This window comes from Nostoc sp. LEGE 06077 (assembly GCF_015207705.1).
GTDB lineage: Bacteria > Cyanobacteriota > Cyanobacteriia > Cyanobacteriales > Nostocaceae > Nostoc_B.
In genome coordinates, this window is sequence record NZ_JADEWI010000003.1 from 52,493 (window position 1) to 75,718 (window position 23,226).

Genomic DNA, 23,226 nt, shown 5'->3' on the forward strand with positions numbered 1-23,226 from the left:
AATGAGAAGATTGAGAAAAAAACAACGGTTTATCTTCAGCAAGCCGCGCTTATAGAGAGGCGGCTTTTTCTTTTAACTGCTAGTTTTTGGGACTAGCCTTTCCCCCTGGGTTAGCAAGGGAAAGCTTTTAGAACTCCATACGCTGGTATTCAGCAACGGAGGCTGCGGCTGGTCTTGCCCGCTGTCTAGCCCAGTCTCTGAGGGCTGTGACCTGTTCTTGCATCGTGCGAGACAGGGGCAATGTGGCCTTCAATGCAGCAATAATATCTAGTTGTGTGAACTCGCGCTCTTGGGCAAAAGCTTCGTACATTGCCGCAATAATCGCTTGTTCAATTTCTGCGCCAGAAAAACCATCAGACATCTTGGCTAGTTGCTCTAAATCAAACCGAGCAATGTCTTCAGGACGACGCTTAGTTAAATGGATATTGAAAATATCGCGCCGTTCTTCAGGAGTAGGCAGATCCACAAAGAAAATTTCATCAAACCGACCTTTCCTCAAGAATTCTCCAGGTAAGCGTTCGACTCGGTTGGCTGTCGCCATCACGAACACTGGAGATTTCTTTTCTTGCATCCATGTGAGGAAAGAACCAAAGATCCGGCTGGATGTCCCACCATCGGAATCACCCGAACCCCCGCTTCCCGCAAAGGATTTATCTAACTCGTCAATAAACAGAATCGCTGGAGAGATAGATTCTGCTGTTTTGAGGGCGTTACGCAGATTTGCCTCACTTCGTCCCACCATTGAGCCGTCGTATACGCGTCCCATATCTAGGCGTAACAGCGGTAAACCCCAAAGCCGGGATGTTGTTTTGGCTATCAATGACTTACCACAGCCAGGAACTCCTAAAATCAGCATCCCTTTTGGTTGGGGCAAACCATACTCTCTTGCTCTTTCGGTAAAGGCATTTGAGCGTTGCTTTAGCCATTTTTTTAACTCTTCTAAGCCACCTATTGCGTCAATGGTTTCATCTTCTTCGATGTATTCTAATATCCCATTCCGCCGAATTAGCTGCTTTTTCTCTGATAAAACTATATCAACTTCTTCTTCTGTCAGCCGCCCTGTGGTGACTTGTGCCTTGCGATATACTTTCTCAGACTCATCTTTGGTTAAACCTAAAGCGGCTCTGAGAAGCTTTTCTCTCGCTTCTGTGGTTAAACGTCGCCCACGGTTATTATCTAAATGAGAAGTTAAAACTTTATTCAATTCCGCCATATCTGGTAGTTGGAAGTCTAAAACTACTACTTCCTTCTCCAGTTCTATGGGGACTTGGTGCATCGGCGACATTAAAATAATATTTTTTTGTTGCCCTTTAAAACTGGCGATCGCATCTCGCAACGATCTTGTTGTTGCAGGCGCATCGATAAATGGGTGTAAATCTTTAAGAATAAAAATACCAGGCTCTTTTTGCCGAATTATCCAATCAATCGCCGCCTCTGGGGACACTGTGTTGTGTTGGCTAACATTCCGGGGTTGACCATATTCCACGATGCCATGAGTTACTGTCCATACATAAACCCGGCGCTGGGGTTTCAAGACTTGCGCGATGGTGGAGATTGCTTGCTCTGCCCGCTCTTCCTCGGAGGTCACAAGGTAGATTAGAGGGTATTGAGCTTGAATTAGAATATTGAGCTCTTCTTTCATACAATCGACCTACTTGAGACCTTATACAGTAAAGAACAGACTTCGTTTGTAACGATGGCTAAAATTATGAATTAAGTGATTCATAATTCTTATCTAGCAAGGGACTAGCTCTTCCTCACTCTTGGGATGGGTTTCTACTGGCTCCATTTCATCAATGGATAGAGGCTCTTGCCCAATTAATCCAGGTTGATTGCCTAAAGCAATTAATTCCCCATCACGTAATGCTAGTGAACTTTCACAAGCGGGACAGGCGTAAACTCTATGAGTTCTCCCATAAGCAGAAGCTTCTAATTCTTCTACTAATTCTGAATTCGCCAAGTAAAAGTAGAGGGCGCGTTCGGCAAGCTCTGACATTGGCTCAGAATCAATTGCTGAACGAATTTTCAACCTTTTGTGCAGTTCTGGCGATATATAAAAAGTAACCTTTTGCTTAGTTTGCGTTTGCATATAACTCTTTGGCGGTCTTACCCGGGTATGTATAACACGTTATCGGCTCCTTCATTTGTTGTCAAGCCATTAAAACGGTTTGACGGCAGTTTTGTTACATTTATTCACATATTTTGGCTATCAATAAAATACGCTAAGTTATATTTAAAACATAAGCGAACTTTGAGTAAATACGAGTTATTCACAGAATAAATCTGCAAAAACTTTCGTCAAAGCCAAATGTTATAGATACTTTTATAAACTTAGCAAGATTAAACAAAAAGATGTAATTATGTCTGCCACTTCAGTGAAAACTTGTAGTTATACCAAAAGAAATTATACAAAATATTCGGGTGTGGTAGGTGCGATCGCTTTATCCTTGCTGTTGTGGGGATGCAGCAAACCGTTTAGCGTCTCCGATACCCAATGGAAGACTTATAGTAATTCTCGTTATAGCTTTGAATTTCCTTATCCCAGCAATTGGACTGTTGTAGCAGCACCAGAAAATGATGACGGGATTGCTTTAGTTTCACCACGCAGCCAAAATGTAGAAATTAGAGCATGGGCAAGTAATCGTCTGCCAGATGTTGCAAATGCAATCCAGCCTAACTTTCAGACAACTCAAGGGATATCTGGGGTTTTGTTAGTAGAAGTTGATCAGCACGTTGGTTTGATGAAACTGACCTTAACTCAAGGTCAAGTTACATATTACTGGCAGGGAAAAAGCCCCAGTCAAGAATTTTCTAAATATTACCCGTTGTTTTATTACATCGCCCAGCAATATCGGATAAAAGTATGAAGTCTGTAGACGCGCAGCGTCACCCGAAGGGCTTGCCGCAGGCTAGTGTAAAGTATAAAATTTCCCTTCTGCCTCCTGTCTCTTGCCTCCTGCCTTTTAACCAATGACCAATGACTATTGACTGATCACTACTTTTGATGGTTGAGCAGGTACAGAAACCTGATAGATTTAGCTATCAGCGAGTAAAAACTGGTGAAAATGAAAGTCCTGGTTATTGGTGGCGATGGGTATTGTGGTTGGGCAACCGCACTTTACCTCTCCAATCGAGGTTACGATGTTGGAATTTTAGATAATTTGGTGCGGCGGCACTGGGATAACGAACTAGGTATCGCAACTCTGACTCCGATCGCACCTATTCAGCAACGTATCCAGCGCTGGCAAGATTTGACCGGCAAATCGATCGACCTATTCGTAGGCGATATCACTAATTACGAATTTCTGCAAAAAGCTTTACATCAATTTGAGCCAAATGCGATCGTGCATTTTGGTGAACAGCGCTCCGCGCCATTCTCGATGATTGACCGCGAACATGCAGTTCTTACACAGGTCAACAACGTTGTTGGCACACTGAACTTACTGTATGCCATGCGTGAAGATTTCCCAGACTGTCACTTAGTCAAGCTGGGAACAATGGGCGAATATGGTACACCCAACATCGATATTGAAGAAGGGTATATCACCATTGAACACAACGGGCGCAAGGATACCTTACCTTATCCTAAGCAGCCCGGTTCAATGTACCACTTAAGCAAAGTGCATGATAGCCACAATATCCACTTTGCTTGCCGAATTTGGGGATTACGTGCCACAGACTTAAATCAAGGGGTTGTTTATGGTGTCTTAACCGAAGAAACGGGAATGGACGAACTGTTGATTAATCGCCTAGATTACGATGGCGTTTTTGGTACAGCATTAAACCGATTCTGTATTCAAGCTGCTATTGGCCATCCCCTAACTGTATATGGTAAAGGTGGACAAACCCGTGGCTTCTTGGATATTCGAGATACAGTCCGCTGTATGGAATTAGCGATCGCCAATCCGGCTGAACCTGGAGAATTCCGCGTCTTCAACCAATTTACCGAACTATTTAGTGTTGGTGACTTGGCATTGATGGTGAAAAAAGCAGGTAACTCGTTAGGATTGAATGTCGAAATCAACAACATAGATAACCCTAGAGTCGAAAAAGAAGAACATTACTTCAACGCTAAAAATACTAAACTGCTAGACCTCGGTTTGCAGCCACACTACCTCTCAGATTCATTACTTGATTCACTGCTGAACTTTGCCGTCAAGTATCAGCAACGAGTTGATAAAAAGCAAATTTTGCCAAAGGTTTCCTGGCATAGAAAGTAGGTGAAAACTCTAAGGGGCTGGTGAAACAACCAGATTTCCATCTTGTCAATCACTAGCCTCAAATGATCTGCCGTTACGATGTCAAACAACAAAAACAAAATCTAAATTGTAACTACGCAGAATTGATCACAGTACAGGAGAAGGTTTACCCTGTTTTTGATAGCGAAATCCAAAAAAAGCTGGGATTAACTGCCTGGACTAATTTTTTATGAGAATAGCCCTATTCACCGAAACCTTTTTGCCAAAAGTTGATGGCATAGTTACACGCCTACGCCATACAGTTGATCATCTCCAACGTCATGGAAATCAAGTTTTAGTCATCGCCCCTGAAGGTGGTATCACAGAACACAAAGGAGCAAAAGTTTACGGCATTAGTGGCTTTCCTTTGCCTCTGTATCCAGAGTTGAAAATGGCACTACCTCGCCCAGCAATTGGTTATGCCTTAGAAGAATTCCAGCCAGATGTGATTCATGTTGTGAATCCAGCCGTTCTTGGATTATCAGGCATTTTTTATAGCAAAGTTTTAAAACTTCCCTTAGTTGCTTCTTACCATACCCATCTACCGCAATATCTCCAACATTACGGTTTAGGAATGTTAGAAGGCTTATTGTGGGAATTGCTCAAAGGCGCTCATAATCAAGCATTGTTGAATCTTTGCACCTCTACAGCCATGATGACAGAACTGTCATCACATGGCATCGAACGAGTAGACTTGTGGCAGAGGGGAGTGGATACAGAATTATTTCAGCCAGATTTAGCCAGTTGGGAAATGCGATCGCGTCTTTCACAAAATCACCCTAAAAGCCCTTTGCTGCTTTATGTTGGTCGCCTATCAGCCGAAAAAGAAATTGAACGCATTAAACCAATTTTAGAAGCAATCCCCCAAGCGCGATTGGCTTTGGTAGGAGATGGCCCCCATCGTCAAGCACTCTTAAAACACTTTGCTGGCACAAACACTAATTTTGTTGGCTACCTTATGGGGCGTGAGTTAGGTTCAGCCTTTGCTAGTGCAGATGCTTTTATCTTTCCTTCCCGCACAGAAACCCTAGGTTTAGTCTTATTAGAAGCAATGGCCGCTGGGTGTCCGGTAGTTGCTGCCCGTTCTGGCGGCATCCCTGATATCGTGACAGATGGTGTCAATGGATATCTTTTTGACCCCAAAGCTGACATTCAAGATGCCATTTCTGCCACAATTCGCCTCTTGGAAAATCAACAAGAACGAGATATCATTCGTCAAAATGCTCGCAAAGAAGCAGAAAAGTGGGGATGGGCAGCTGCCACACGCCAGCTGCAAGATTACTATCAAAAAATAATCTTGGCAAAACAGCCAACAGCAGTAGTTTAAATAGAGGCTTTGAATTGTGGGGCAGTTTTGCTCCACAATTACAGGAATAACGATTTAATGATCAGTAGGTCGTCATAAATATTTATAGTCAAGATCAGGCACAAGGCAGTGGTTTGACTTCGATCACCAACCAGACAGGAGGTAGAAGTGATGAGAGTTTTAGCCTAGTTTATTGTGATTCTCATAGTTCTTTTTTCCCGATGTTCTACTTAGATAAAAGCGAAATTTCAGCTTTAAAATCTAAAATCTAAAATCTAAAATCTAAAATTCCATGACTCTTCCCAATCCTGGTAGCGTCTTGGCTACATTAACCGAACTTACGCAAGTTAATCGCACCCACGCTTTACTGCGCCGTGTTAAAGACCTTTCTGTTAACGAATTTGTTTGTTTGCTTGATTTTATAACAGCTGAGTTCCAACAATTTCTCAGAGCAATTGAATTAATCAATAATGAAGCTCTAGAAACAATGTTGGAGAAGGTACTAGAAGCAATCACCCTGAAAATTGGTCAAATTCTGCAAGCCGAACACACAGCTATTTTTTTAGTTGACTATGACAAAGGTCAATTGTGGTCAAAAGTTCCCCAAGATAATAGTCAAAAATTTTTAGAAATTAGAACGCCGATTAATGTAGGAATTCCTGGTCATGTGGCGAGTACAGGCCAATACTTAAATATTTCCGAAACTGCGACTCATCCTTTATTTAGCCCAGATTTGGAAAAGCAAATGGGCTACAGAATTCGTAATATTTTATGTATGCCTGTTGTCAGTAGTAAAAGTCAAACTGTCGCTGTAGTCCAACTAGCAAATAAAGAAGGCGATATTCCTTTTAATTATGAAGATGAAAACTGTTTTCGGGATTTTGCTGCTTCTATTGGGATTATTTTAGAAACCTGTCAGTCTTTTTATGTCGCAGCCCGGAATCAACGGGGCGCAACAGCATTATTACGGGCAACTCAGACACTAGGGCAAAGTTTAGATTTAGAAGCAACTTTGCAAATAGTCATGGAGCAAGCGCGAATTTTAATGCAAGCAGACCGCAGTACGCTGTTTTTGTATCGCAAAGAAATGGGCGAACTCTGGACAAAAGTAGCCGCTGCTGCTGCTCAAACAGACGTTTTAGAAATTCGGATACCGGCAAATCGTGGTATTGCCGGCTATGTGGCATCGACAGGGGACGCATTAAATATTCCTGATGCTTATAAAGACCCTCGTTTTGACCCTAGTACAGATAGAAAAACTGGCTATGTAACTCGAAATATTTTATGTTTGCCAGTATTTAATTCTGCCAATGAATTAATTGGAGTAACCCAGTTAATTAATAAGCAAAAAGGGAGTTTTACTGCTTCTGATGAAGAGTTTATGCGGGCTTTTAATATTCAGGCAGGAATAGCATTAGAAAATGCACGATTGTTTGAAAATGTCCTGTTAGAAAAACAGTACCAAAAAGATATTTTACAAAGTCTTTCAGATGCAGTAATTTCTACTGATATGATTGGGAGAATTGTCACAATTAATGATGCTGCCCTAGAATTATTAGGTTGTCCGTTAGGAGATACTAATAACAAAAGTAATAAATTACTATGGGAACAAAATTTAATTGGGCGCTTTGTTTGGGAAGTGGTACCAATTGAAAATTTACAAATGCGTTTAGAAGACAGTTTGACATCTGGGGCGAGACATTATGTGCCAGAGCAAAGTCTGATAGTGGGTTTATATCAAGCATTGACTTTAGACCCTCAAGATGGGTTAAACGCTCCGTTACCGCTAACAGCACTGAACGAGAAGTTGCAAAACGGGTTTTCCTCTGGGCAAACGGCGATGACTCACCAGTTAATTTTGGCAGTGTGCGATCGCACTAACCCTGATGTTTTCATTCCCTGGAATTTACTGTTAACTCCCCCATCCCAGTTAATCCCTACTAGTCAGGTAGAACAGTTAGAACGCAGTATTAACCTGACAGTTAATCCCCTCACTAACCCAGAAGGCGGAGTTAGAGGTGGTTTGGTAGTTTTAGAAGATATTAGTCAAGAAAAACGCCTGAAAACTACAATGTATCGTTACCTCACTCCCCATGTAGCCGAACAAGTGATGGCTTTAGGGGAAGATGCCTTGATGGTGGGTGAGCGTAAGGATGTCACAATCTTATTTTCTGATATTCGCGGTTATACAACCTTGACAGAGAATTTTGGAGCAGCGGAGGTGGTATCGCTGCTAAACCAGTATTTTGAAACAATGGTAGAGGCGGTTTTTAATTATGAAGGCACTTTAGATAAATTTATTGGCGATGCCTTAATGGCTGTATTTGGTGCGCCGCTACCACTCACCGAAAACCATGCTTGGCAAGCGGTACAGTCAGCCTTGGAGATGCGCCAACGTCTGGAAGAATTTAACCAACGGCGAATCATTCAGGAACAACCACAAATTCGCATTGGGATTGGAATTAGTTCTGGGGATGTGGTGTCTGGAAACATTGGTTCTCACAAACGTATGGACTATACAGTGATTGGTGATAGTGTCAACTTAAGCGCCCGCTTAGAAGCCGTCACCAAAGAATATGGCTGTGATATTATTTTGAGCGAATTTACCTATCAACTGTGCAGCGATCGCATTTGGGTGCGTGAGTTAGACCAAATTCGCGTTAAGGGTAAACACCAAGCAGTCAATATCTACGAGTTAATTAGCGATCGTCAAACTCCCCTTGATGCTAATACCCAAGAGTTTTTATTTCACTACCATCATGGCCGAGCTGCTTATTTAGCCAGGGATTTTGCCGGTGCGATCGCTTGTTTTACCGCCGCTAAACATCTTCGCCCTAAAGACCAAGCCGTAGACATTCATTTAGAACGCGCTCATAATTATCATCAAACACCACCGCCAGATTCCTGGGATGGTGTTTGGACGATTGTCAGCAAATAAAACCAGATTTTTCTGTATTTTTGGCTACGAAATATTGGCAAGCAGCAAAGAAAATCTCCAATAATCAGTAAAAATTAATTTTTACGCTTTTTACTATTTATTGCTGTTAATATTTTTCTTTATTCCGCCGCTTCTCCCCCTTCATCTTGAAAAGGATTTTCACCAATTTGTAGCTGTTTTTTACTATGCTTTAACTGTTTCCACAATACTCTAATTTGCTCATAAGCTGCTTCTGGGGGGATTTTACCGCCTGTTTCTAAGCTACAAACATAACTAACTTTCTGAGCAAATTCCTGAAGATTTGCATTAAATACTAAATTTTCTGGTTTGACTTGACCATAATAGCGGCCATGAGGGTAAAGAAAATCATCTTTGTCCACTATCCGATGCTCCACTTATGAAACTCCGTTATTGTTTTTATATCTGAATTTCAGCCATCACTTATGCACATATCCTAATGTCTAAAGGTAAAAGGGCTTGATCAGCATTTATCTAGAAATAATAGTTTTGCAGAAATTTCTTATAGTTTACCCTTATGCTAATTGTGAATTGACATTCTGCCAAATTAAATACCTATCAAATTTACCAGGTTTTTACTGGGTCATATTTTATACCTTATATTTATTTTCTAGAAAAAAATTAGGTTGATTGGTAAAAAAATCTACATTTTACTGTAATAATTTCCTAGGCAATTTACCTCTACTAGAGGTCATATACTATATATCCGAGAATCAGCTTTAGGTAATTAATCTTAACCAAAAGTTGCTGCGTCTAGCTAGTAGAAGTTAATTAACCAAAAGCTGCTTTCCTCTAGCTGTCTAGAGGTTATAAACAATTTTATGAGGGATTTTTTACTTTTAAGGAGGTCTAAGTACACAAGCTTTTATAGCAATAAATTTAGTTATAGAGATAATAAAAAATTTCCGGGTAAATACCCAGCAATATTTAGATAAAGCTACTGTAGAAAACCCGTAAACATTATGTAATCAGTTATGTTGAATCCTATTGATTGCTCACTCACGATTGATTGGCTAATCTTTGTTAACTAAAGATAAAATGGTTAAGCCCGAAAGGACACAAGTCTCCCATTGCTGAAAACTTTACCTCCTACCATGTCTGTTCATTCCAAAATCTACGAAGGCAAAGCAAAAATACTCTATACAACAGATAATCCAGAAATCTTGTTGGCTGATTTTAAAGATGATGCGACTGCTTTTAATGCCCAAAAGCGTGGCAACATCATTGGCAAGGGAAAAATTAACTGTAGTATTTCTAGCCAGTTATTTAAACAATTGGAAGTAAACGGTATAAGAACTCACTTTATTGACAGCCCAGCCCCAAATCAAATGCGGGTGAAAGCAGTTAAGATTTTACCATTAGAAGTAGTTATCAGAAATATTGCAGCTGGTAGCCTCAGTCAACAAACAGGTTTACCAGTAGGTACAGTTTTAAAACAGCCTTTGGTTGAGTTTTATTACAAAAATGATCAATTAGGCGACCCGCTGTTGACAAGCGATCGCCTACTCTTGCTAGAACTAGCTACCACGGAACAAGTAGACCTAATTAAGAATCTAGCATTGCAAATCAATGAGTTTCTGCAAAGCTTTTGGCAGCAATGTGGCATTACCCTAGTAGACTTCAAATTAGAATTCGGCTTGGACTCACAACAGCAGATAATCTTGGCAGATGAAATTAGTCCAGATACCTGTCGTTTGTGGGACACAGCAGAAACTGACCCTAACCGTCGAGTCATGGATAAAGACCGCTTCCGCCGAGATTTAGGCAATGTAGAAGACGCTTACCAAGAGGTTTTACAACGAGTGCTACAAACAGTAGACAGTAAAAATTAAACTGATGTACCTTGTCATTGGTTATTGGTATTGACAAAGGACAAATGACCAATGACTAATGACTATTAACTAGTGTGTGATTGTGTGCGGAAGTGAAGAGGAATATAAAATGCGTTTATCTCCTATATTAGTAGCAGCTGTAGCAATTGCAGCGCCATTAAGTGGCTCTCTCAGAGCGAATGCCCAAACTGCTGAAGGGTTGTTACAACAGACAGCTAAAGTTGTCGAACCCTCGACAAGTCAGCCACAAGAGAAGGACGCAGGCCAAAGTTCAGCCAGGGAAAGTTTAAAATCTGCGATCAACTCCCCAGAAGCTAAGGTACTGGAAGATACTCAACCCAAATCTGTGAAAGTTTTGCCAACGCAGTCAGCCGCAAAACTAAAACAGCAAGTGATAGTACCCACATTAACAGTACCAACAATTGCCCAAACTCCAGAAACAATTCCCAATCCTGATACTCAACAGCCTAATACCGTTCCTGATAGTTCATCTCCAGCTACGCAACCAACCCCTGAACCAGAGAACACCACCCCGCCAACGACAGAACCCGCATTTCCCACAACTCCTGGTAACACTCAACCAGGAAATAACATTCCATCGACGATAGAACCTGCTTTTCCGACAACGCCTGGTAATACTCAACCAGGAAATACCATCCCATCGACGATAGAACCCGCATCTCCGGGGAATACTCAACCAAGTAACACTCAACCAGAGAATACCACTCCGCCAACGATAGAACCTGCATTTCCCACATCTCCTGGTAACACTCAACCTAATGGCGCTGCCGAAACAACAGAACCAAGGGTGTTAGTCTCAGAAGTAGTTGTCAGACCCCAGACAGGACAATTAACACCAGAACTAGAAGAAAAAGTTTATCAAGTTATTCGGACTCAACCAGGCCGGACAACCACCCGTACACAGTTGCAAGAAGATATTAATTCTATCTTTGGCACTGGTTTCTTTTCCAACGTTCAAGCATTGCCAGAAGATACACCCTTGGGCGTGCGGGTTAGCTTTGTTGTCCAGCCTAACCCCGTACTGACAAAAGTAGAAATCCAAGCTAATCCTGGTACTAGTGTCGCTTCTGTTCTTCCTGCTAATACAGCAGATGAAGTGTTTAAGGATCAGTATGGCAAAATTCTCAACTTGCGGGATTTGCAAGAAGGCATAAAAACTTTAACCAAACGTTATCAAGACCAAGGTTATGTGTTAGCCAACGTGATTGGTGCGCCCCAAGTTGGGGAAAATGGAGTTGTAACTCTGCAAGTAGCAGAAGGCGTAGTTGAAAATATTAAAGTCCGGTTCCGTAACAAAGAAGGTCAAGAAACCGACGATCAAGGTAGACCAATTCGCGGACGGACACAAGAGTATATTATTAAACGCGAAGTAGAATTAAAGCCAGGACAAGTATTTAATCGAAATACAGTCCAAAAAGACCTGCAACGGGTATATGGACTGGGATTATTTGAAGATGTGAATGTTTCTTTAGATCCTGGTACTGACCCCAGCAAAGTTGATGTGGTAGTGAATGTAGCCGAACGGAGTAGCGGTTCTATTGCCGCCGGGGCTGGGATTAGTTCTGCCAGTGGATTATTTGGTACGGTGAGTTATCAACAGCAAAACCTCAACGGGAGAAACCAAAAATTAGGTGCAGAAGTGCAGGTGGGAACCAGAGAATTACTGTTTGATTTGCGCTACACCGACCCCTGGATTGCCGGCGACCCCTACCGCACTTCCTACACAGCCAATATTTTCCGCCGTAGTTCCATTTCCTTGGTATATGAAGGCACAGACGACAACGTTGAAACCTTTAGAAATATTGGAGATACTGATGGCGATCGCCCCCGTGTGCTGCGGTTAGGTGGTGGTGTTACCTTTACCCGTCCTTTGTCTAGTAATCCCTACGAGCGCTCAGAGTGGACGGCTTCTGCTGGTTTGCAATATCAAAGAGTTTCTAGCCGCGATGCTGATGGTAATCTCCGAAGATTTGGGACAGTGTACGATGACAATAACAATAACCAAGCTGGAGAATTAATTCCCTTAAGCTTGTCTAGTGAAGGTCAAGACGACTTATTGCTATTACAACTGGGAACCCAGCGCGATCGGCGGAACAATCCCTTACAACCTACTAGTGGTTCTTTCCTCCGCTTGGGAGTTGATCAGTCCGTGCCAGTAGGGCTAGGTAATATTTTACTAACCCGATTACGGGGGAGCTATAGCCAATACATTCCCGTTAAATTCACTAACTTTACTAAAGGCGCACAAACCCTAGCTTTTAATATCCAAGGCGGCACTATTTTGGGTGACTTGCCCCCTTACGAAGCCTTTACTTTAGGTGGTAGCAACTCTGTTCGTGGCTATGAAGAAGGTACATTGGCCAGTGGACGCACTTACGTGCAAGCATCTGTTGAGTATCGCTTCCCAGTATTTTCTATCGTGAGTGGCGCACTCTTTGCTGATTTTGGCAGCGACTTAGGTAGCAGTACCAGAGCCGCAGAAGTCCTCAACAAAAATGGGACTGGCTATGGTTATGGTCTGGGCGTGCGTGTGCAATCCCCCTTGGGGCCAATTCGGATTGACTATGGTATTAACGATGATGGTGATAGCCGCATCAATTTTGGCATCGGCGAAAGATTTTAAACAGGCTGAAGTGTGAAGCTTAGAAAACGCTAATTTCCTACTTCACACTTCATACTTCATACTTTCTCTTGACTCTTGACCCTTAACCCTTGACTATTTATTAAGGTGTATTAAATTTTTGCCGATGCAACAGCACACCATCGCCGGGGAAGTCTGCCAAACAGGAGTTGGGTTACATAGCGGCATAACTACCAATGTGCGGATATTACCAGCCCCAGCAAACAGTGGGCGTTATTTTGTGCGGGTAGATTTACCTGATTTGCCAATTATTCCTGCCCAAATTGCCGCAGTTAATGAGACTGTTCTCTCAACTCAATTGGGTAAAGGTGAAGCATCAGTTCGGACAGTTGAGCATTTATTGGCAACATTAGCAAGTATGGGTGTGAATAATGCCCGGATTGAAATAGACGGGCCAGAAGTGCCGCTGTTGGATGGTTCAGCACAGCTTTGGGCTGCTCAGATTGCTCAAGTTGGTTTAGAAGCACAATCAGTGAATGATAATCAAGAAAACTTGACAGTCAAAGAACCAATCTGGATTTATCAAGAAGATGCTTTTGTTGGTGCTATACCAGCAGCCGAAACCCGCTTTAGTTATGGGATTGATTTTGATTTGCCGGCAATTGGCAACCAATGGCACAGTTGGTTGCTGGCTACTGATGTGAATGAGGCGGCTGATAGTTTTGCCGCGGAAATTGCACCTGCGCGGACTTTTGGTTTATTACATCAAATAGAATACTTACAAAAGGCTGGATTAATCAAAGGTGGCAGCTTGGATAATGCCCTCGTTTGCGGCTCGGAAGGATGGCTAAATCCGCCATTAAGATTTGCAAATGAGCCAGTCCGTCATAAGATATTGGATTTAGTAGGAGATTTGAGTTTATTAGGAATTTTCCCCCAAGCTCATTTCTTAGCGTACAAAGCCAGCCACAATTTACATATACAACTCGCGCAAAGGATTTTAGCGGTACAGCAAAATCCCAATGACAAAATCTGAGAGGATTTTAGCGCCATCCCATTTAAATTTCTACAGTCAAAGTCAAACTAACCGCCAATGTCAATTATTGCAGAAGTGAATAGTAGCGATGCGATCGCATCCTCATCTAGTGCCACCCAAACTCCAACTGCATCTGAAGTGAAAACAACCTTCACCTCAGAAGAAATTCAGCAGTTGCTACCCCATCGCTATCCATTTCTCCTGGTAGACAAAATTATTGACTATGTACCAGGAAAAGTGGCTGTAGGCGTTAAAAATGTTACTATTAACGAACCTCAATTTCAAGGACATTTCCCCGGTAGACCACTTATGCCAGGTGTGCTAATTGTCGAAGCAATGGCACAAGTAGGCGGAATTGTGTTAACACAACTACCAGAATATGATGCAGGTGGACTGTTTGTATTTGCTGGTATCGATAAAGCCCGCTTCCGCCGTCAAGTTGTCCCTGGAGATCAGCTAATCATGACAGTGGAACTGTTATGTATCAAACAACGTCGGTTTGGGAAGATGCAAGCTCGGGCCGAAGTTGATGGACAACTCGCCGCTGAAGGCGACTTGATGTTTTCGCTTGTTAGTTAACAACTTGTTGTCTGAGTACAACCGTGATGTACCTAGACTCAATCCTGATAAAGGATAACAAGTCAACAACTGCCCAAAATAGTATTGGAAATTTGAAAATTTCTTGATTTTCGCTGCCCTCTCTGACGAGACGCTACGCGAACACACTTAACTTGCTTCGCCCGACACACTTTCGACAGCTGAAGTTCTACCAACTCAGCAACGCCAGGTGCTATCAAAGCACTGGCTTTTCAAGACAGTTTTGGAGATTCACCCTTGAAGACTCTTATTCATCCAACGGCTGTAGTTCATCCTAAAGCAGAACTCCACCCTACAGTGCAAGTCGGTGCCTATGCTGTGATTGGAGCGCACGTCAAAGTTGGCCCAGAAACAATTATTGGCGCTCACGTAGTGCTAGAAGGGCCTTGTGAAATTGGGGCGCGAAATCAGATTTTTCCAGGTGCAGCTATCGGCATGGAACCCCAGGATCTCAAATTCGTGGGGGAACCTACCTGGGTAAGAATTGGTGACGATAATTTAATTCGAGAATATGTCACCATTAATCGTGCCACAGGTGAGGGAGAAGCCACAATTATCGGCAGTAATAACTTGCTGATGGCTTATGTTCATGTGGCGCATAACTGCATAATTGAAGACCATGTAATCATTCCTAACTCGGTGGCCTTAGCAGGTCATGTCCATATTGAGTCTCGTGCCAGACTAGGTGGAGTGTTGGGAGTTCATCAATTTGTGCATATTGGTCAGCACTCAATGGTCGGTGGAATGTCACGGATTGATCGGGATGTACCGCCATATATGCTAGTGGAAGGTAATCCTGTACGGGTCAGAACCCTAAATTTGGTAGGTCTGAAACGCTCTGGGATGCCAGCCAGTGACCTGCAAACTTTGAAAAAAGCCTTTCGCATTCTCTACCGTTCTAACTTGACTTTTAAGGAAGCATTAGAACAGTTAGAACAGCTAGGAGATACAGAACAACTACAGCACTTACGTCGCTTTATCCTCCTGTCGCAAATGCCAGGAAGACGTGGCTTGATTCCAGGGAAAGGTAAAGCCAACGCGAGTGATGAATCCTAAGTTATGTAGGAGAAATTAGGAGTTATACCATTTTGGATTGAAGATGTTGGGTTTTATGAATCCATTTATCTAAATCAATTTTGAAATTGGTACTATGGAACTCCTAATTTCTTGCAGGAAAATTTGAATTAATTGTTAATTAAAATGCGGATATTTATCAGCACTGGCGAAGTGTCTGGCGATTTGCAAGGGTCACTGTTGATTGCAGCGATGCAACGCCAAGCGGCTACTGCTGGGTGGGAATTAGAAATTGTTGCCCTCGGTGGCGAAAAAATGGCAAAGGCAGGGGCGACAATTTTGGGCAATACCAGTGGTATTGGCTCAATGGGTCTTTTAGAATCTCTGCCATATATTGTACCGACTCTATTGGTACAACAAAAAGCGATCGACTACCTCAAGCAAAATCCGCCTGACTTAGTTGTGCTGATTGATTATATGGGGCCAAACCTCGGCATTGGGACTTACATACAGCAAAATCTGCCTGATGTGCCTGTCGTATATTACATTGCCCCGCAAGAATGGGTTTGGTCAATGAGTCTGCGGAATACATCACGGATTGTGGGATTTACGGATAAACTCTTAGCCATATTCCCCGAAGAAGCACGTTATTACCGAGAAAATGGGGGAAATGTTAGCTGGGTAGGACACCCGTTAATTGATCGGATGCAGGATGCACCCAATCGTCAGGCGGCGCGTGCAGAATTGGGAATTGCACCAGAACAAATTGCGATCGCACTTCTGCCAGCTTCTCGTCAGCAAGAACTCAAATATCTTTTACCCATAATTTTTCAAGCGGCTCAGACAATTCAAGCCAAGTTACCAGAAGCACACTTTTGGATTCCCCTCTCTTTAGAAAGCTTTAGACAACCAATTGCAGCCGCAATTCAAAGTTATGGTTTGCGAGCGACAATCCTATCTGGTCAACAAAAAGAAGTGTTTGCGGCGGCTGATTTCGCCATTACCAAGTCCGGCACAGTTAACTTAGAACTGGCGCTGTTTAACGTACCACAAGTTGTAGTTTATCGCCTCAATCCTATCACTGTGTGGATTGCGCGGAAAATTCTCCAAGGTTCCATCCCCTTTGCTTCACCAGTCAACTTAGTGGTGATGCGGGAGATTGTGCCAGAATTATTACAAGAAAAAGCTACACCAGAGAATATTACCCAAGCCGCGATGGAAATACTGCTGAATCCTGAACGCCGACGGCAGACATTGACAGAATATGCCCAAATGCGAAAATGTTTAGGAGAAATTGGTGTATGCGATCGCGCTGCTCAAGAAATTTTGCAAATGCTCAATAAATCATGAAAGATGAAGTATAAATTATGAAGTGTGAAGTCTGAAGTCTGAAGTGATGAGTTAAAGCGCAGTTAAATTGTTTACTCAGCACTCACACTTCGGCTTCTCCTATCGGAGACGCTGTGCGAACGCTCAGTGTACAGACACTCAGCACGGGCTAAACGCCCCGCTATCGCTCTAAGCGCAGCCATGCCCGCAGGGCTTTACAGCACTTTTAACTCAGCACTCAATGAGAAAACGACGACCAATCGCAGTTGATTTGTTCGCAGGCGCAGGTGGTATGAGCCTTGGCTTTGAACAAGCTGGCTTTGATGTATTGGCAGCCGTCGAAATTGACCCCATCCACTGCGCCACCCATGAGTTTAACTTTCCCTTTTGTACAGTATTGTGCAAAAGTGTAGAAGACACCACAGGAGAAGAAATTCGCCAGCGTTCCAAAATAGGCGATCGCGAAATTGATGCTGTTATTTGTGGTAGTCCCTGTCAAGGCTTTTCACTCATGGGTAAACGGGTTTTTGATGACCCACGAAATTCTCTAGTATTTCACTTTCATCGGTTGGTCTTAGAATTACAACCAAAATATTTTGTGATGGAAAATGTTCGCGGAATTACAGTTGGCGAACACAAACAAATCCTCAAAAGTTTAATTAGTGAGTTTAAAGCTCACGGCTATCAGGTAGAAGAAAATTATCAAGTTCTTAACGCTGCTCACTATGGTGTACCACAGTCCCGTGAGCGCTTGTTTCTTTTAGGCGCTAGACGAGATGTCAAATTACCCAAGTATCCCAAAGCAATTACCCAAATAGCCAAGCCCAATCAGTTAATTAAAAAAAATGCTTTACCACTGAGTCCGACAGTGTGGGATGCCATTGGTGATATCCCAGAAGTCGAACAATATTCAGAATTATTAGATAAAGATTGGGTATGTGCTGAATACGGCAAACCCAGCAATTATGCCTTGACACTGCGCGGTATCAAAACCTTAGCAGATAATTATGCCTGCGATCGCCTCTTTGATGCCCGGATTCTTTCTTCTAGTTTTAGAACTAAACACTCACCAACAACAATTCAACGTTTTCTAGAAACTCCCCAAGGCGAAAGAGAACCCATTAGCCGCTTCCATAAACTGCATCCTGCTGGTGTCTGCAATACCTTACGCGCCGGAACAGATAGATACAGGGGTTCCTTCACTTCTCCACGACCAATTCATCCACACACACCCCGCTGTATCACAGTTAGGGAAGCCGCCAGACTGCATTCTTACCCAGACTGGTTTAGATTTCACATCACCAAATGGCATGGCTTTCGCCAAGTAGGTAATTCCGTACCACCCCTATTAGCAAAAGCTGTGGCCAAAGAGATTATCCGCAGTTTAAAAGTCATTCCCATCAAACCCAGTTTTACACAGCAGCTAGGAGATGAAAAGCTATTGCAATTGAAAATATTCCAAGCAACACAACGTTATTTAAATGCTTAAGTTTAAGGAATATATCCGGCGATCGCTTCACTTAAGATTAGTCGCCTTTTTTGAGCATAACTAAAATTACGTTGATATTCAATAATTTTTGGCTAACAACTAAATCCACCTGTATACACTAAATCTAAAAACTTTATTTTTTCAAACTGTTCTCAATTTAGTAGTAGAAACTTAACATCCATAAGCCGTGACTTAGTTCGGTTTCACTACATTCCAACACAATTTTACTCAAGTTAGAAAACCCACCTACATAAGTGGCTGTTCAACCTGGAGATTTTCACATCTCTTAACAAAACTACAAACTAGCTCCTGACACAACACACTGAAGAGACTAGTCGTAAAGTAACTAAAACTCCGCTTATTTTTGAGATTTACGCCAAAAAAACTTATTAAGTTCCGAAGTTTATGACTTTGTAAGAATAAGCTATAAAACTCAACCTGTTATCTCAGAGATTTATAGCAATTGGTTAGCTTGGTTTAAAAACTTACCATAATTTACTATTTACATCCTATATCTCAAGGTAGAGAATAATGATTAATATTGATTTGGGCAACCTGAGCGAATTTCTATCTTAAGGGTGTTTGCTCAAACAGAGCCTGCCTAATTTATCTCCAGTGCAACTGAGGTCAAATGACGCAATCATTCAATCCAGTCCGAGAGTGGGAACAACGTCGTGATCAAGCAACCCGCTATTACCAGCAAGGTAAACTTCAAGAATCACTCGCTCTGGCAACCAAAAATCTAGAATTAGCTAGAGCAATTTCTGATCGAGCCAAAGAGGGTTACACATTAAACGATCTGGGTTTAGCTCACCTTGGTTGCTGGCAACCTCAAAAAGCATTAGAGTGTTTTGAGCAGGCACTTTTAGTTGCTAAAGATATAAGTAACGCCAGAGCAGAAGCAACTGCCCTCAGTAATATTGGTTCTACTTACAGCCGTCTCGGAAAGTTTTCGCAAGCACTGAAATATTTAGATCAAGCCCTGGAAATTTTTAGAAAATTGCAAGATACTGAGGGTGAAGTTTCGACTCTCAACGATGTGGCACTAATTTACACTAAATTGGGAGAACCTAAACGTGCGCTATTGTTACAACACCAAATTCTCTCAATGCGGCGGTTGTTAGGCGACTTTTCTGGTGAAGCAACAACATTAAATGGTCTTGGGTATGCTTACAGTATCTTAGGCAAGCATGGGCAAGCTCTAGAATATTTGCAAGAAGCACTTTCTATTCAACGAGCCGTCAAAAATCTTGTTGGTGAAGCCACCACTATGAATAATATTGCTTCTGTCTACAGCGATTTAGGGCAACCTAAACAGGCACTGCTACTTTACTATCAAGTACTTTTGTCTCGCCGCGCACTCAAAGACCGTTCAGGTGAAGCAACAACCCTAAACAACATTGGTTATACCTATAACATCCTGGGTAATAACTGGCAGGCGATGAAATTTTATAAACAAGCAATTGTAATTTATCAAGAATTAGGCGATCGCCTCGGAGAAATTTCCACCTTGTTGAATATAGGTAACTTATACGCCTCAACAAAACGCAAAAAGAAAGCGCTATCTTGCTACCAAAATGCCCATGAATTATCTCAGCAAATTGAGTATCAACCACTCTCAGAGAAAGTACAGCAGCACCTAGATTCTCTGTAGAGTTTGATTGAAAGTGAGTGGTAGAGGAGTCGAACCTCTCTGTTGCGGATTAAAAGCCCGCTGCACCGCCGCTATGCCAACCACCCATGTATGAAATAAGGAGTGGGAAGTAATCCACCAGGAAGGTACTGCCCCTCCTATGACTGTGTTATCAGCACAGCGCCTCACTTTTCGGCTTCTGGTGGAAGGCGGAAGATGGAGGAATTGAACCACCAGGTTTTACCCTGCTCTAGTTTTCAAGACTAGTTGCCCTCCTTTGAGCAGCATCTTCCATTCAGGGGTGTCCGACGAGACTTGAACTCGCTATGACTGGTTCCACAAACCAGTGCCTCGACCGCTTTGGCTTCAGACACCATCAATGGAATCAATGGGAATTGAACCCATAACTTCCTGCTTGCAAGGCAGGCGCTCTAGCCATTTGAGCTATGACCCCATGAAGAAAGTAAAAAGAGCAAAGTAAAAAGTAAAAATTTAATTTTTGTTTTGCCTTTTAACTTTTAACTTTTGACTTGTTCAGGCGAGAGTGGTAGGACTCAAACCTACAACCTTCGAGTTAGAAGCTCGATGCTCTCTTCGATTGAGCTACACTCCCAATGATTGGTAGTCCTGGCAGGAATCGAACCCGCAACTTATTGCTTGTAAGGCAATTGCTCTACCGTTGAACTACAGGACTACGCAAGCTTCGTACGCTGAATGTGGCGCACTCAGATGCTACCGATTACATCACACCCGCAAGTTTCAGAGCGATCGACGAGACTCGAACTCGTACCGTGAGTTTGGAAGACTCTGATGCTGCCATTACACCACGATCGCATCGTATTCTGGGGCTGGTGACAGGAATTGAACCTGCAACCTACTGATTACAAGTCAGTTGCTCTGCCAGTTGAGCTACACCAGCACTCAATTTTGGTGACGGGGGCAGGAGTTGCACCTGCTGATATGAGGCTTATGAGACCTTTAAGCCACTCTTGCTCCATCCCCGCATTTCACCAATGCCCCTGACTGGATTTGAACCAGTAACCTCCTCGTTCTAAGCGAAGCGCCTCTTCCGGTTGGGCTACAAGGGCATACTCTGATTTTGGTACTCCCGACAGGATTTGAACCTGCAAAAAACTAGATCCTCGGTCTAGTGCGTCTTCCGTTCCGCCACGGGAGCTTAGTACCCCTGACAGGATTTGTAGACGCGAAGCGGCTTCCCGAAGGGTAGCTGTAAAATCTGGACTCTGATTCCAGCACGTATGCCAGTTCCGTCACAGGGGCATATCGGGATGGCAGGATTTGAACCTGCAACCTTCAGCTCCCAAAGCTGCCGCGCTACCAAGTTGCGCCACATCCCGTTGGTACTCCTGGTGGGAGTTGAACCCACACAATTAACAGATTTTAAGTCTGCCGCCTCTGCCAGTTGGGCTACAGGAGCTAGTTTTGGTACTCTTGGTGGGATTTGAACCCACAACATACCGTTTTTGAGACGGCAGCCTCTTCCAATTGGGCTACAAGAGCAAAGTTTGGCAGCCCTGCCAAGGGTCGAATCTGGAATCTTCGCCTTCAAAGGGCGGGATGTTGCCAATTACACCACAGGGCTTTATTGCCAGGGCAGGGTTTGAACCTGCAACCTCATCGTTCAGAGCGATGCGACTTTCCAATTCGTCCACCCGGCAATGAATGGCTGCCTCGGCAGGGTTTGAACCTGCGACCTTTCGCTTAACAGGCGATCGCTACTACCACTGAGCTACGAGGCAACGCAGCCCCCCAGGTCGGAATCGAACCGACGACCTCCTGTTTTTCAAACAGGCGCTACTACCAACTGAGCTACCAGGGGATAAGAAGGAGAGATGGGTAATTACCCCGTGGACTGGTTTAATTCAACTTGAATCAGCCACTCCACCACCTCTCCTATGTAACGAGAGCGGAGGGATTTGAACCCTCAAGTCTTCAGTTTCGTAGACTGAGATGTTATCCAGTTACACCACACTCTCAATAGAGATTAGGGGCTAGAGACTAGGGCTAGTATTGTTACTCAGCACTCAGCACTTGTCAGGCGGAGAGAGAGGGATTTGAACCCTCGACGGATATTAACTACCCGTTTCCTCTTAGCAGGAGGATGCTTTTAGCCACTCAGCCACCTCTCCACAGTGGGTCGAGCAGGATTTGAACCTGCGAACAAAATAGAACAGTTTTACAGACTGTCGCCTTTAACCAGACTCGGCCATCGACCCATAATTCCCCCGACGAGAATTGAACTCGCATCTCCGCTTTGAAAGAGCAGCGACTTAACCGTTCGTCCACGGGGGTAAGAATAAAACGCAGGGACTAGGATTTGAACCTAGAACATCGGATTTGGAGTCACGAGGTGTTGCCGTTACACCATCCCTGCATTGGTGGCAGTGGTGGGAGTTGCACCCACATCAACCAGGGTATGAACCTGGTGCTTTGCTAGTTAAGCTACACTGCAATACACCAAAGGCTGAGGTGAGAATCGAACTCACGATATCGGTTTTGCAGACCAATGCCTTCAACCACTTGGCTACTCAGCCTTATGGGAGCCTTGACGGGAGTTGCACTGAGAGGCACAGCGACTTATCTAGTCGTCCACAAGGCTACACGGGAGTAACGAGACTTGAACTCGCAACCTATCGCTCGACAGGCGATCGCTCTAACCATTTGAGCTATACCCCCATGTTTAATATCTGTGCCTATTTTGTTAGGCTCACAGGCACAGATATTTGATGAACTTGCCCATTCCTTATTCAGTTTTCAAGGTTCGGAAAAATTACTTTGCTTGAGAAAAGCTGTTAATTAAATAACTGACGCTCTAAGTAATAAACCTGTTGTGTATTACTGATGTATGCGGCGGTTTTCGCTTTAGCCCACTGAGAACTTTTGGCTTTGATGTCCTCTACCTCAATTTGTTTAGAAGTGGGAGAGGCTGGTTTTACTGGAAACTTGTTTTTGTTCCAGTATCTGTTCTGTATTTGGATGTAGAACATGACTTTTATCCTTGGGAGGCTTTGTCTTTCACCTCACTACATAAATACTACAATTATGCTACAAAAAATGTCAAGGGGTTGAGGAAAATTTTTTTGAAATTGCTGAAAACATAGATGGTGCTGGACTTACAGCTTATTAAGCTCCCTGAAAAGTAAAACTACAAGCTTATGATTGGCTGAATATTT

At 43.1% G+C, this 23,226-nt stretch carries 16 protein-coding genes and 25 tRNA genes; 12 read left to right on the forward strand and 29 right to left on the reverse strand.

The features are described 5' to 3' along the window. Positions 1-127 precede the first annotated feature (127 nt). Together IQ244_RS02835 and IQ244_RS02840 are read right to left on the reverse strand one after the other, a co-directional pair. Positions 128-1,642, reverse strand: a complete 1,515-nt coding sequence (locus IQ244_RS02835; RefSeq protein WP_193889615.1) for an AAA family ATPase — start codon at positions 1,640-1,642, stop codon at positions 128-130. A 93-nt stretch (positions 1,643-1,735) separates the two neighbouring features. Continuing rightward, positions 1,736-2,089, reverse strand: a complete 354-nt coding sequence (locus IQ244_RS02840) for a hypothetical protein (protein WP_193889616.1) — start codon at positions 2,087-2,089, stop codon at positions 1,736-1,738. Positions 2,090-2,360: 271 nt separating this feature from the next. Between IQ244_RS02840 and IQ244_RS02845 the strand changes: the two genes are divergently transcribed. The 4 genes from IQ244_RS02845 to IQ244_RS02860 all read left to right on the forward strand — a co-directional run bounded on the left by IQ244_RS02845 (position 2,361) and on the right by IQ244_RS02860 (position 8,482). Next, positions 2,361-2,867 carry a hypothetical protein gene (locus tag IQ244_RS02845; protein ID WP_193889617.1) on the forward strand — a complete coding sequence of 169 codons (507 nt, stop codon included), beginning with the start codon at positions 2,361-2,363 and terminating at the stop codon, positions 2,865-2,867. Between the two features lie 198 nt (positions 2,868-3,065). Further along, positions 3,066-4,220 carry an NAD-dependent epimerase/dehydratase family protein gene (locus IQ244_RS02850; protein ID WP_193889618.1) on the forward strand — a complete coding sequence of 385 codons (1,155 nt, stop codon included), beginning with the start codon at positions 3,066-3,068 and terminating at the stop codon, positions 4,218-4,220. Between the two features lie 208 nt (positions 4,221-4,428). After that, a complete protein-coding gene (locus tag IQ244_RS02855) occupies positions 4,429-5,565 on the forward strand; it encodes a glycosyltransferase family 4 protein (RefSeq protein WP_193889619.1) in 1,137 nt (378 codons plus the stop codon). Between the two features lie 271 nt (positions 5,566-5,836). Beyond that, on the forward strand, positions 5,837-8,482 hold the full coding sequence (locus IQ244_RS02860) for a GAF domain-containing protein (RefSeq protein ID WP_193889628.1): 2,646 nt from the start codon (positions 5,837-5,839) through the stop codon (positions 8,480-8,482). A 119-nt stretch (positions 8,483-8,601) separates the two neighbouring features. Here the strand turns inward: IQ244_RS02860 and IQ244_RS02865 are convergent, their stop codons facing one another. Further along, complete coding sequence (locus IQ244_RS02865; protein ID WP_193889994.1) at positions 8,602-8,865, reverse strand: hypothetical protein; 264 nt, start codon at positions 8,863-8,865, stop codon at positions 8,602-8,604. A gap of 729 nt (positions 8,866-9,594) precedes the next feature. Here IQ244_RS02865 and purC point away from each other — a divergent pair. The 8 genes from purC (at position 9,595) to IQ244_RS02905 (ending at position 20,053) form a co-directional block, all read left to right on the forward strand. Beyond that, a complete protein-coding gene (purC, locus tag IQ244_RS02870) occupies positions 9,595-10,332 on the forward strand; it encodes a phosphoribosylaminoimidazolesuccinocarboxamide synthase (RefSeq protein WP_193889630.1) in 738 nt (245 codons plus the stop codon). 109 nt (positions 10,333-10,441) lie between these two features. Then, positions 10,442-12,976, forward strand: a complete 2,535-nt coding sequence (locus tag IQ244_RS02875) for a BamA/TamA family outer membrane protein (protein WP_193889632.1) — start codon at positions 10,442-10,444, stop codon at positions 12,974-12,976. Between the two features lie 124 nt (positions 12,977-13,100). After that, on the forward strand, positions 13,101-13,970 hold the full coding sequence (gene lpxC / locus IQ244_RS02880) for a UDP-3-O-acyl-N-acetylglucosamine deacetylase (protein ID WP_193889634.1): 870 nt from the start codon (positions 13,101-13,103) through the stop codon (positions 13,968-13,970). 57 nt (positions 13,971-14,027) lie between these two features. Next, on the forward strand, positions 14,028-14,549 hold the full coding sequence (fabZ, locus tag IQ244_RS02885; protein ID WP_193889636.1) for a 3-hydroxyacyl-ACP dehydratase FabZ: 522 nt from the start codon (positions 14,028-14,030) through the stop codon (positions 14,547-14,549). A gap of 255 nt (positions 14,550-14,804) precedes the next feature. Beyond that, on the forward strand, positions 14,805-15,623 hold the full coding sequence (lpxA, locus tag IQ244_RS02890) for an acyl-ACP--UDP-N-acetylglucosamine O-acyltransferase (protein ID WP_193889637.1): 819 nt from the start codon (positions 14,805-14,807) through the stop codon (positions 15,621-15,623). Positions 15,624-15,767: 144 nt separating this feature from the next. After that, entirely contained in the window at positions 15,768-16,931 is a 1,164-nt protein-coding gene (gene lpxB, locus IQ244_RS02895; RefSeq protein WP_193889638.1) for a lipid-A-disaccharide synthase, read from the forward strand. A 220-nt stretch (positions 16,932-17,151) separates the two neighbouring features. Beyond that, positions 17,152-18,399: a DNA cytosine methyltransferase gene (locus IQ244_RS02900; protein WP_193889639.1), complete on the forward strand. Its 1,248-nt coding sequence runs from the start codon at positions 17,152-17,154 to the stop codon at positions 18,397-18,399. 631 nt (positions 18,400-19,030) lie between these two features. Continuing rightward, positions 19,031-20,053, forward strand: a complete 1,023-nt coding sequence (locus IQ244_RS02905) for a tetratricopeptide repeat protein (protein WP_193889640.1) — start codon at positions 19,031-19,033, stop codon at positions 20,051-20,053. Between the two features lie 14 nt (positions 20,054-20,067). Here the strand turns inward: IQ244_RS02905 and IQ244_RS02910 are convergent. The 26 genes from IQ244_RS02910 to IQ244_RS03035 form a co-directional block, all read right to left on the reverse strand. Next, positions 20,068-20,139: transfer RNA gene (locus IQ244_RS02910), tRNA-Lys, on the reverse strand. 103 nt (positions 20,140-20,242) lie between these two features. After that, positions 20,243-20,325 (reverse strand) — tRNA-Ser (locus IQ244_RS02915). A 7-nt stretch (positions 20,326-20,332) separates the two neighbouring features. Next, a tRNA-His gene (locus IQ244_RS02920) sits at positions 20,333-20,406 on the reverse strand. A gap of 6 nt (positions 20,407-20,412) precedes the next feature. Further along, a tRNA-Ala gene (locus IQ244_RS02925) sits at positions 20,413-20,486 on the reverse strand. Positions 20,487-20,571: 85 nt separating this feature from the next. Continuing rightward, positions 20,572-20,645, reverse strand: a tRNA-Arg gene (locus IQ244_RS02930). Between the two features lie 6 nt (positions 20,646-20,651). Next, a tRNA-Val gene (locus IQ244_RS02935) sits at positions 20,652-20,726 on the reverse strand. A 69-nt stretch (positions 20,727-20,795) separates the two neighbouring features. Then, positions 20,796-20,866, reverse strand: a tRNA-Gly gene (locus tag IQ244_RS02940). Between the two features lie 9 nt (positions 20,867-20,875). Further along, a tRNA-Thr gene (locus IQ244_RS02945) sits at positions 20,876-20,951 on the reverse strand. Between the two features lie 95 nt (positions 20,952-21,046). Further along, positions 21,047-21,120 (reverse strand) — tRNA-Leu (locus IQ244_RS02950). Positions 21,121-21,132: 12 nt separating this feature from the next. After that, positions 21,133-21,209: transfer RNA gene (locus IQ244_RS02955), tRNA-Leu, on the reverse strand. A gap of 107 nt (positions 21,210-21,316) precedes the next feature. Continuing rightward, positions 21,317-21,390: transfer RNA gene (locus tag IQ244_RS02960), tRNA-Pro, on the reverse strand. A 1-nt stretch (position 21,391) separates the two neighbouring features. Further along, positions 21,392-21,470, reverse strand: a tRNA-Leu gene (locus IQ244_RS02965). A 6-nt stretch (positions 21,471-21,476) separates the two neighbouring features. After that, a tRNA-Leu gene (locus tag IQ244_RS02970) sits at positions 21,477-21,553 on the reverse strand. A gap of 6 nt (positions 21,554-21,559) precedes the next feature. Continuing rightward, positions 21,560-21,635 (reverse strand) — tRNA-Gln (locus IQ244_RS02975). Positions 21,636-21,638: 3 nt separating this feature from the next. Continuing rightward, positions 21,639-21,711 (reverse strand) — tRNA-Gln (locus IQ244_RS02980). A gap of 5 nt (positions 21,712-21,716) precedes the next feature. Continuing rightward, positions 21,717-21,792, reverse strand: a tRNA-Asn gene (locus tag IQ244_RS02985). A 6-nt stretch (positions 21,793-21,798) separates the two neighbouring features. Then, positions 21,799-21,872, reverse strand: a tRNA-Phe gene (locus IQ244_RS02990). A gap of 82 nt (positions 21,873-21,954) precedes the next feature. Further along, a tRNA-Arg gene (locus IQ244_RS02995) sits at positions 21,955-22,029 on the reverse strand. A 63-nt stretch (positions 22,030-22,092) separates the two neighbouring features. Beyond that, positions 22,093-22,182 (reverse strand) — tRNA-Ser (locus IQ244_RS03000). Between the two features lie 4 nt (positions 22,183-22,186). Further along, positions 22,187-22,269 (reverse strand) — tRNA-Tyr (locus tag IQ244_RS03005). A 4-nt stretch (positions 22,270-22,273) separates the two neighbouring features. Then, a tRNA-Glu gene (locus tag IQ244_RS03010) sits at positions 22,274-22,345 on the reverse strand. Positions 22,346-22,355: 10 nt separating this feature from the next. Next, a tRNA-Trp gene (locus IQ244_RS03015) sits at positions 22,356-22,427 on the reverse strand. Positions 22,428-22,429: 2 nt separating this feature from the next. Continuing rightward, a tRNA-Met gene (locus IQ244_RS03020) sits at positions 22,430-22,505 on the reverse strand. A 9-nt stretch (positions 22,506-22,514) separates the two neighbouring features. Further along, positions 22,515-22,587: transfer RNA gene (locus IQ244_RS03025), tRNA-Cys, on the reverse strand. A 68-nt stretch (positions 22,588-22,655) separates the two neighbouring features. Continuing rightward, a tRNA-Asp gene (locus IQ244_RS03030) sits at positions 22,656-22,729 on the reverse strand. Between the two features lie 116 nt (positions 22,730-22,845). Continuing rightward, entirely contained in the window at positions 22,846-23,040 is a 195-nt protein-coding gene (locus IQ244_RS03035) for a hypothetical protein (protein ID WP_193889641.1), read from the reverse strand. Positions 23,041-23,226: the final 186 nt, after the last annotated feature.

Coding starts and splice junctions, on each gene's coding strand:
- IQ244_RS02835 (WP_193889615.1), bottom strand. CDS start 1,642: ATGAAAGAAGAGCTCAATATTCTAATTCAAGCTCAATACCCTCTAATC.
- IQ244_RS02840 (WP_193889616.1), bottom strand. CDS start 2,089: ATGCAAACGCAAACTAAGCAAAAGGTTACTTTTTATATATCGCCAGAA.
- IQ244_RS02845 (WP_193889617.1), top strand. CDS start 2,361: ATGTCTGCCACTTCAGTGAAAACTTGTAGTTATACCAAAAGAAATTAT.
- IQ244_RS02850 (WP_193889618.1), top strand. CDS start 3,066: ATGAAAGTCCTGGTTATTGGTGGCGATGGGTATTGTGGTTGGGCAACC.
- IQ244_RS02855 (WP_193889619.1), top strand. CDS start 4,429: ATGAGAATAGCCCTATTCACCGAAACCTTTTTGCCAAAAGTTGATGGC.
- IQ244_RS02860 (WP_193889628.1), top strand. CDS start 5,837: ATGACTCTTCCCAATCCTGGTAGCGTCTTGGCTACATTAACCGAACTT.
- purC (WP_193889630.1), top strand. CDS start 9,595: ATGTCTGTTCATTCCAAAATCTACGAAGGCAAAGCAAAAATACTCTAT.
- IQ244_RS02875 (WP_193889632.1), top strand. CDS start 10,442: ATGCGTTTATCTCCTATATTAGTAGCAGCTGTAGCAATTGCAGCGCCA.
- lpxC (WP_193889634.1), top strand. CDS start 13,101: ATGCAACAGCACACCATCGCCGGGGAAGTCTGCCAAACAGGAGTTGGG.
- fabZ (WP_193889636.1), top strand. CDS start 14,028: ATGTCAATTATTGCAGAAGTGAATAGTAGCGATGCGATCGCATCCTCA.
- lpxB (WP_193889638.1), top strand. CDS start 15,768: ATGCGGATATTTATCAGCACTGGCGAAGTGTCTGGCGATTTGCAAGGG.
- IQ244_RS02900 (WP_193889639.1), top strand. CDS start 17,152: ATGAGAAAACGACGACCAATCGCAGTTGATTTGTTCGCAGGCGCAGGT.
- IQ244_RS02905 (WP_193889640.1), top strand. CDS start 19,031: ATGACGCAATCATTCAATCCAGTCCGAGAGTGGGAACAACGTCGTGAT.
- IQ244_RS03035 (WP_193889641.1), bottom strand. CDS start 23,040: ATGTTCTACATCCAAATACAGAACAGATACTGGAACAAAAACAAGTTT.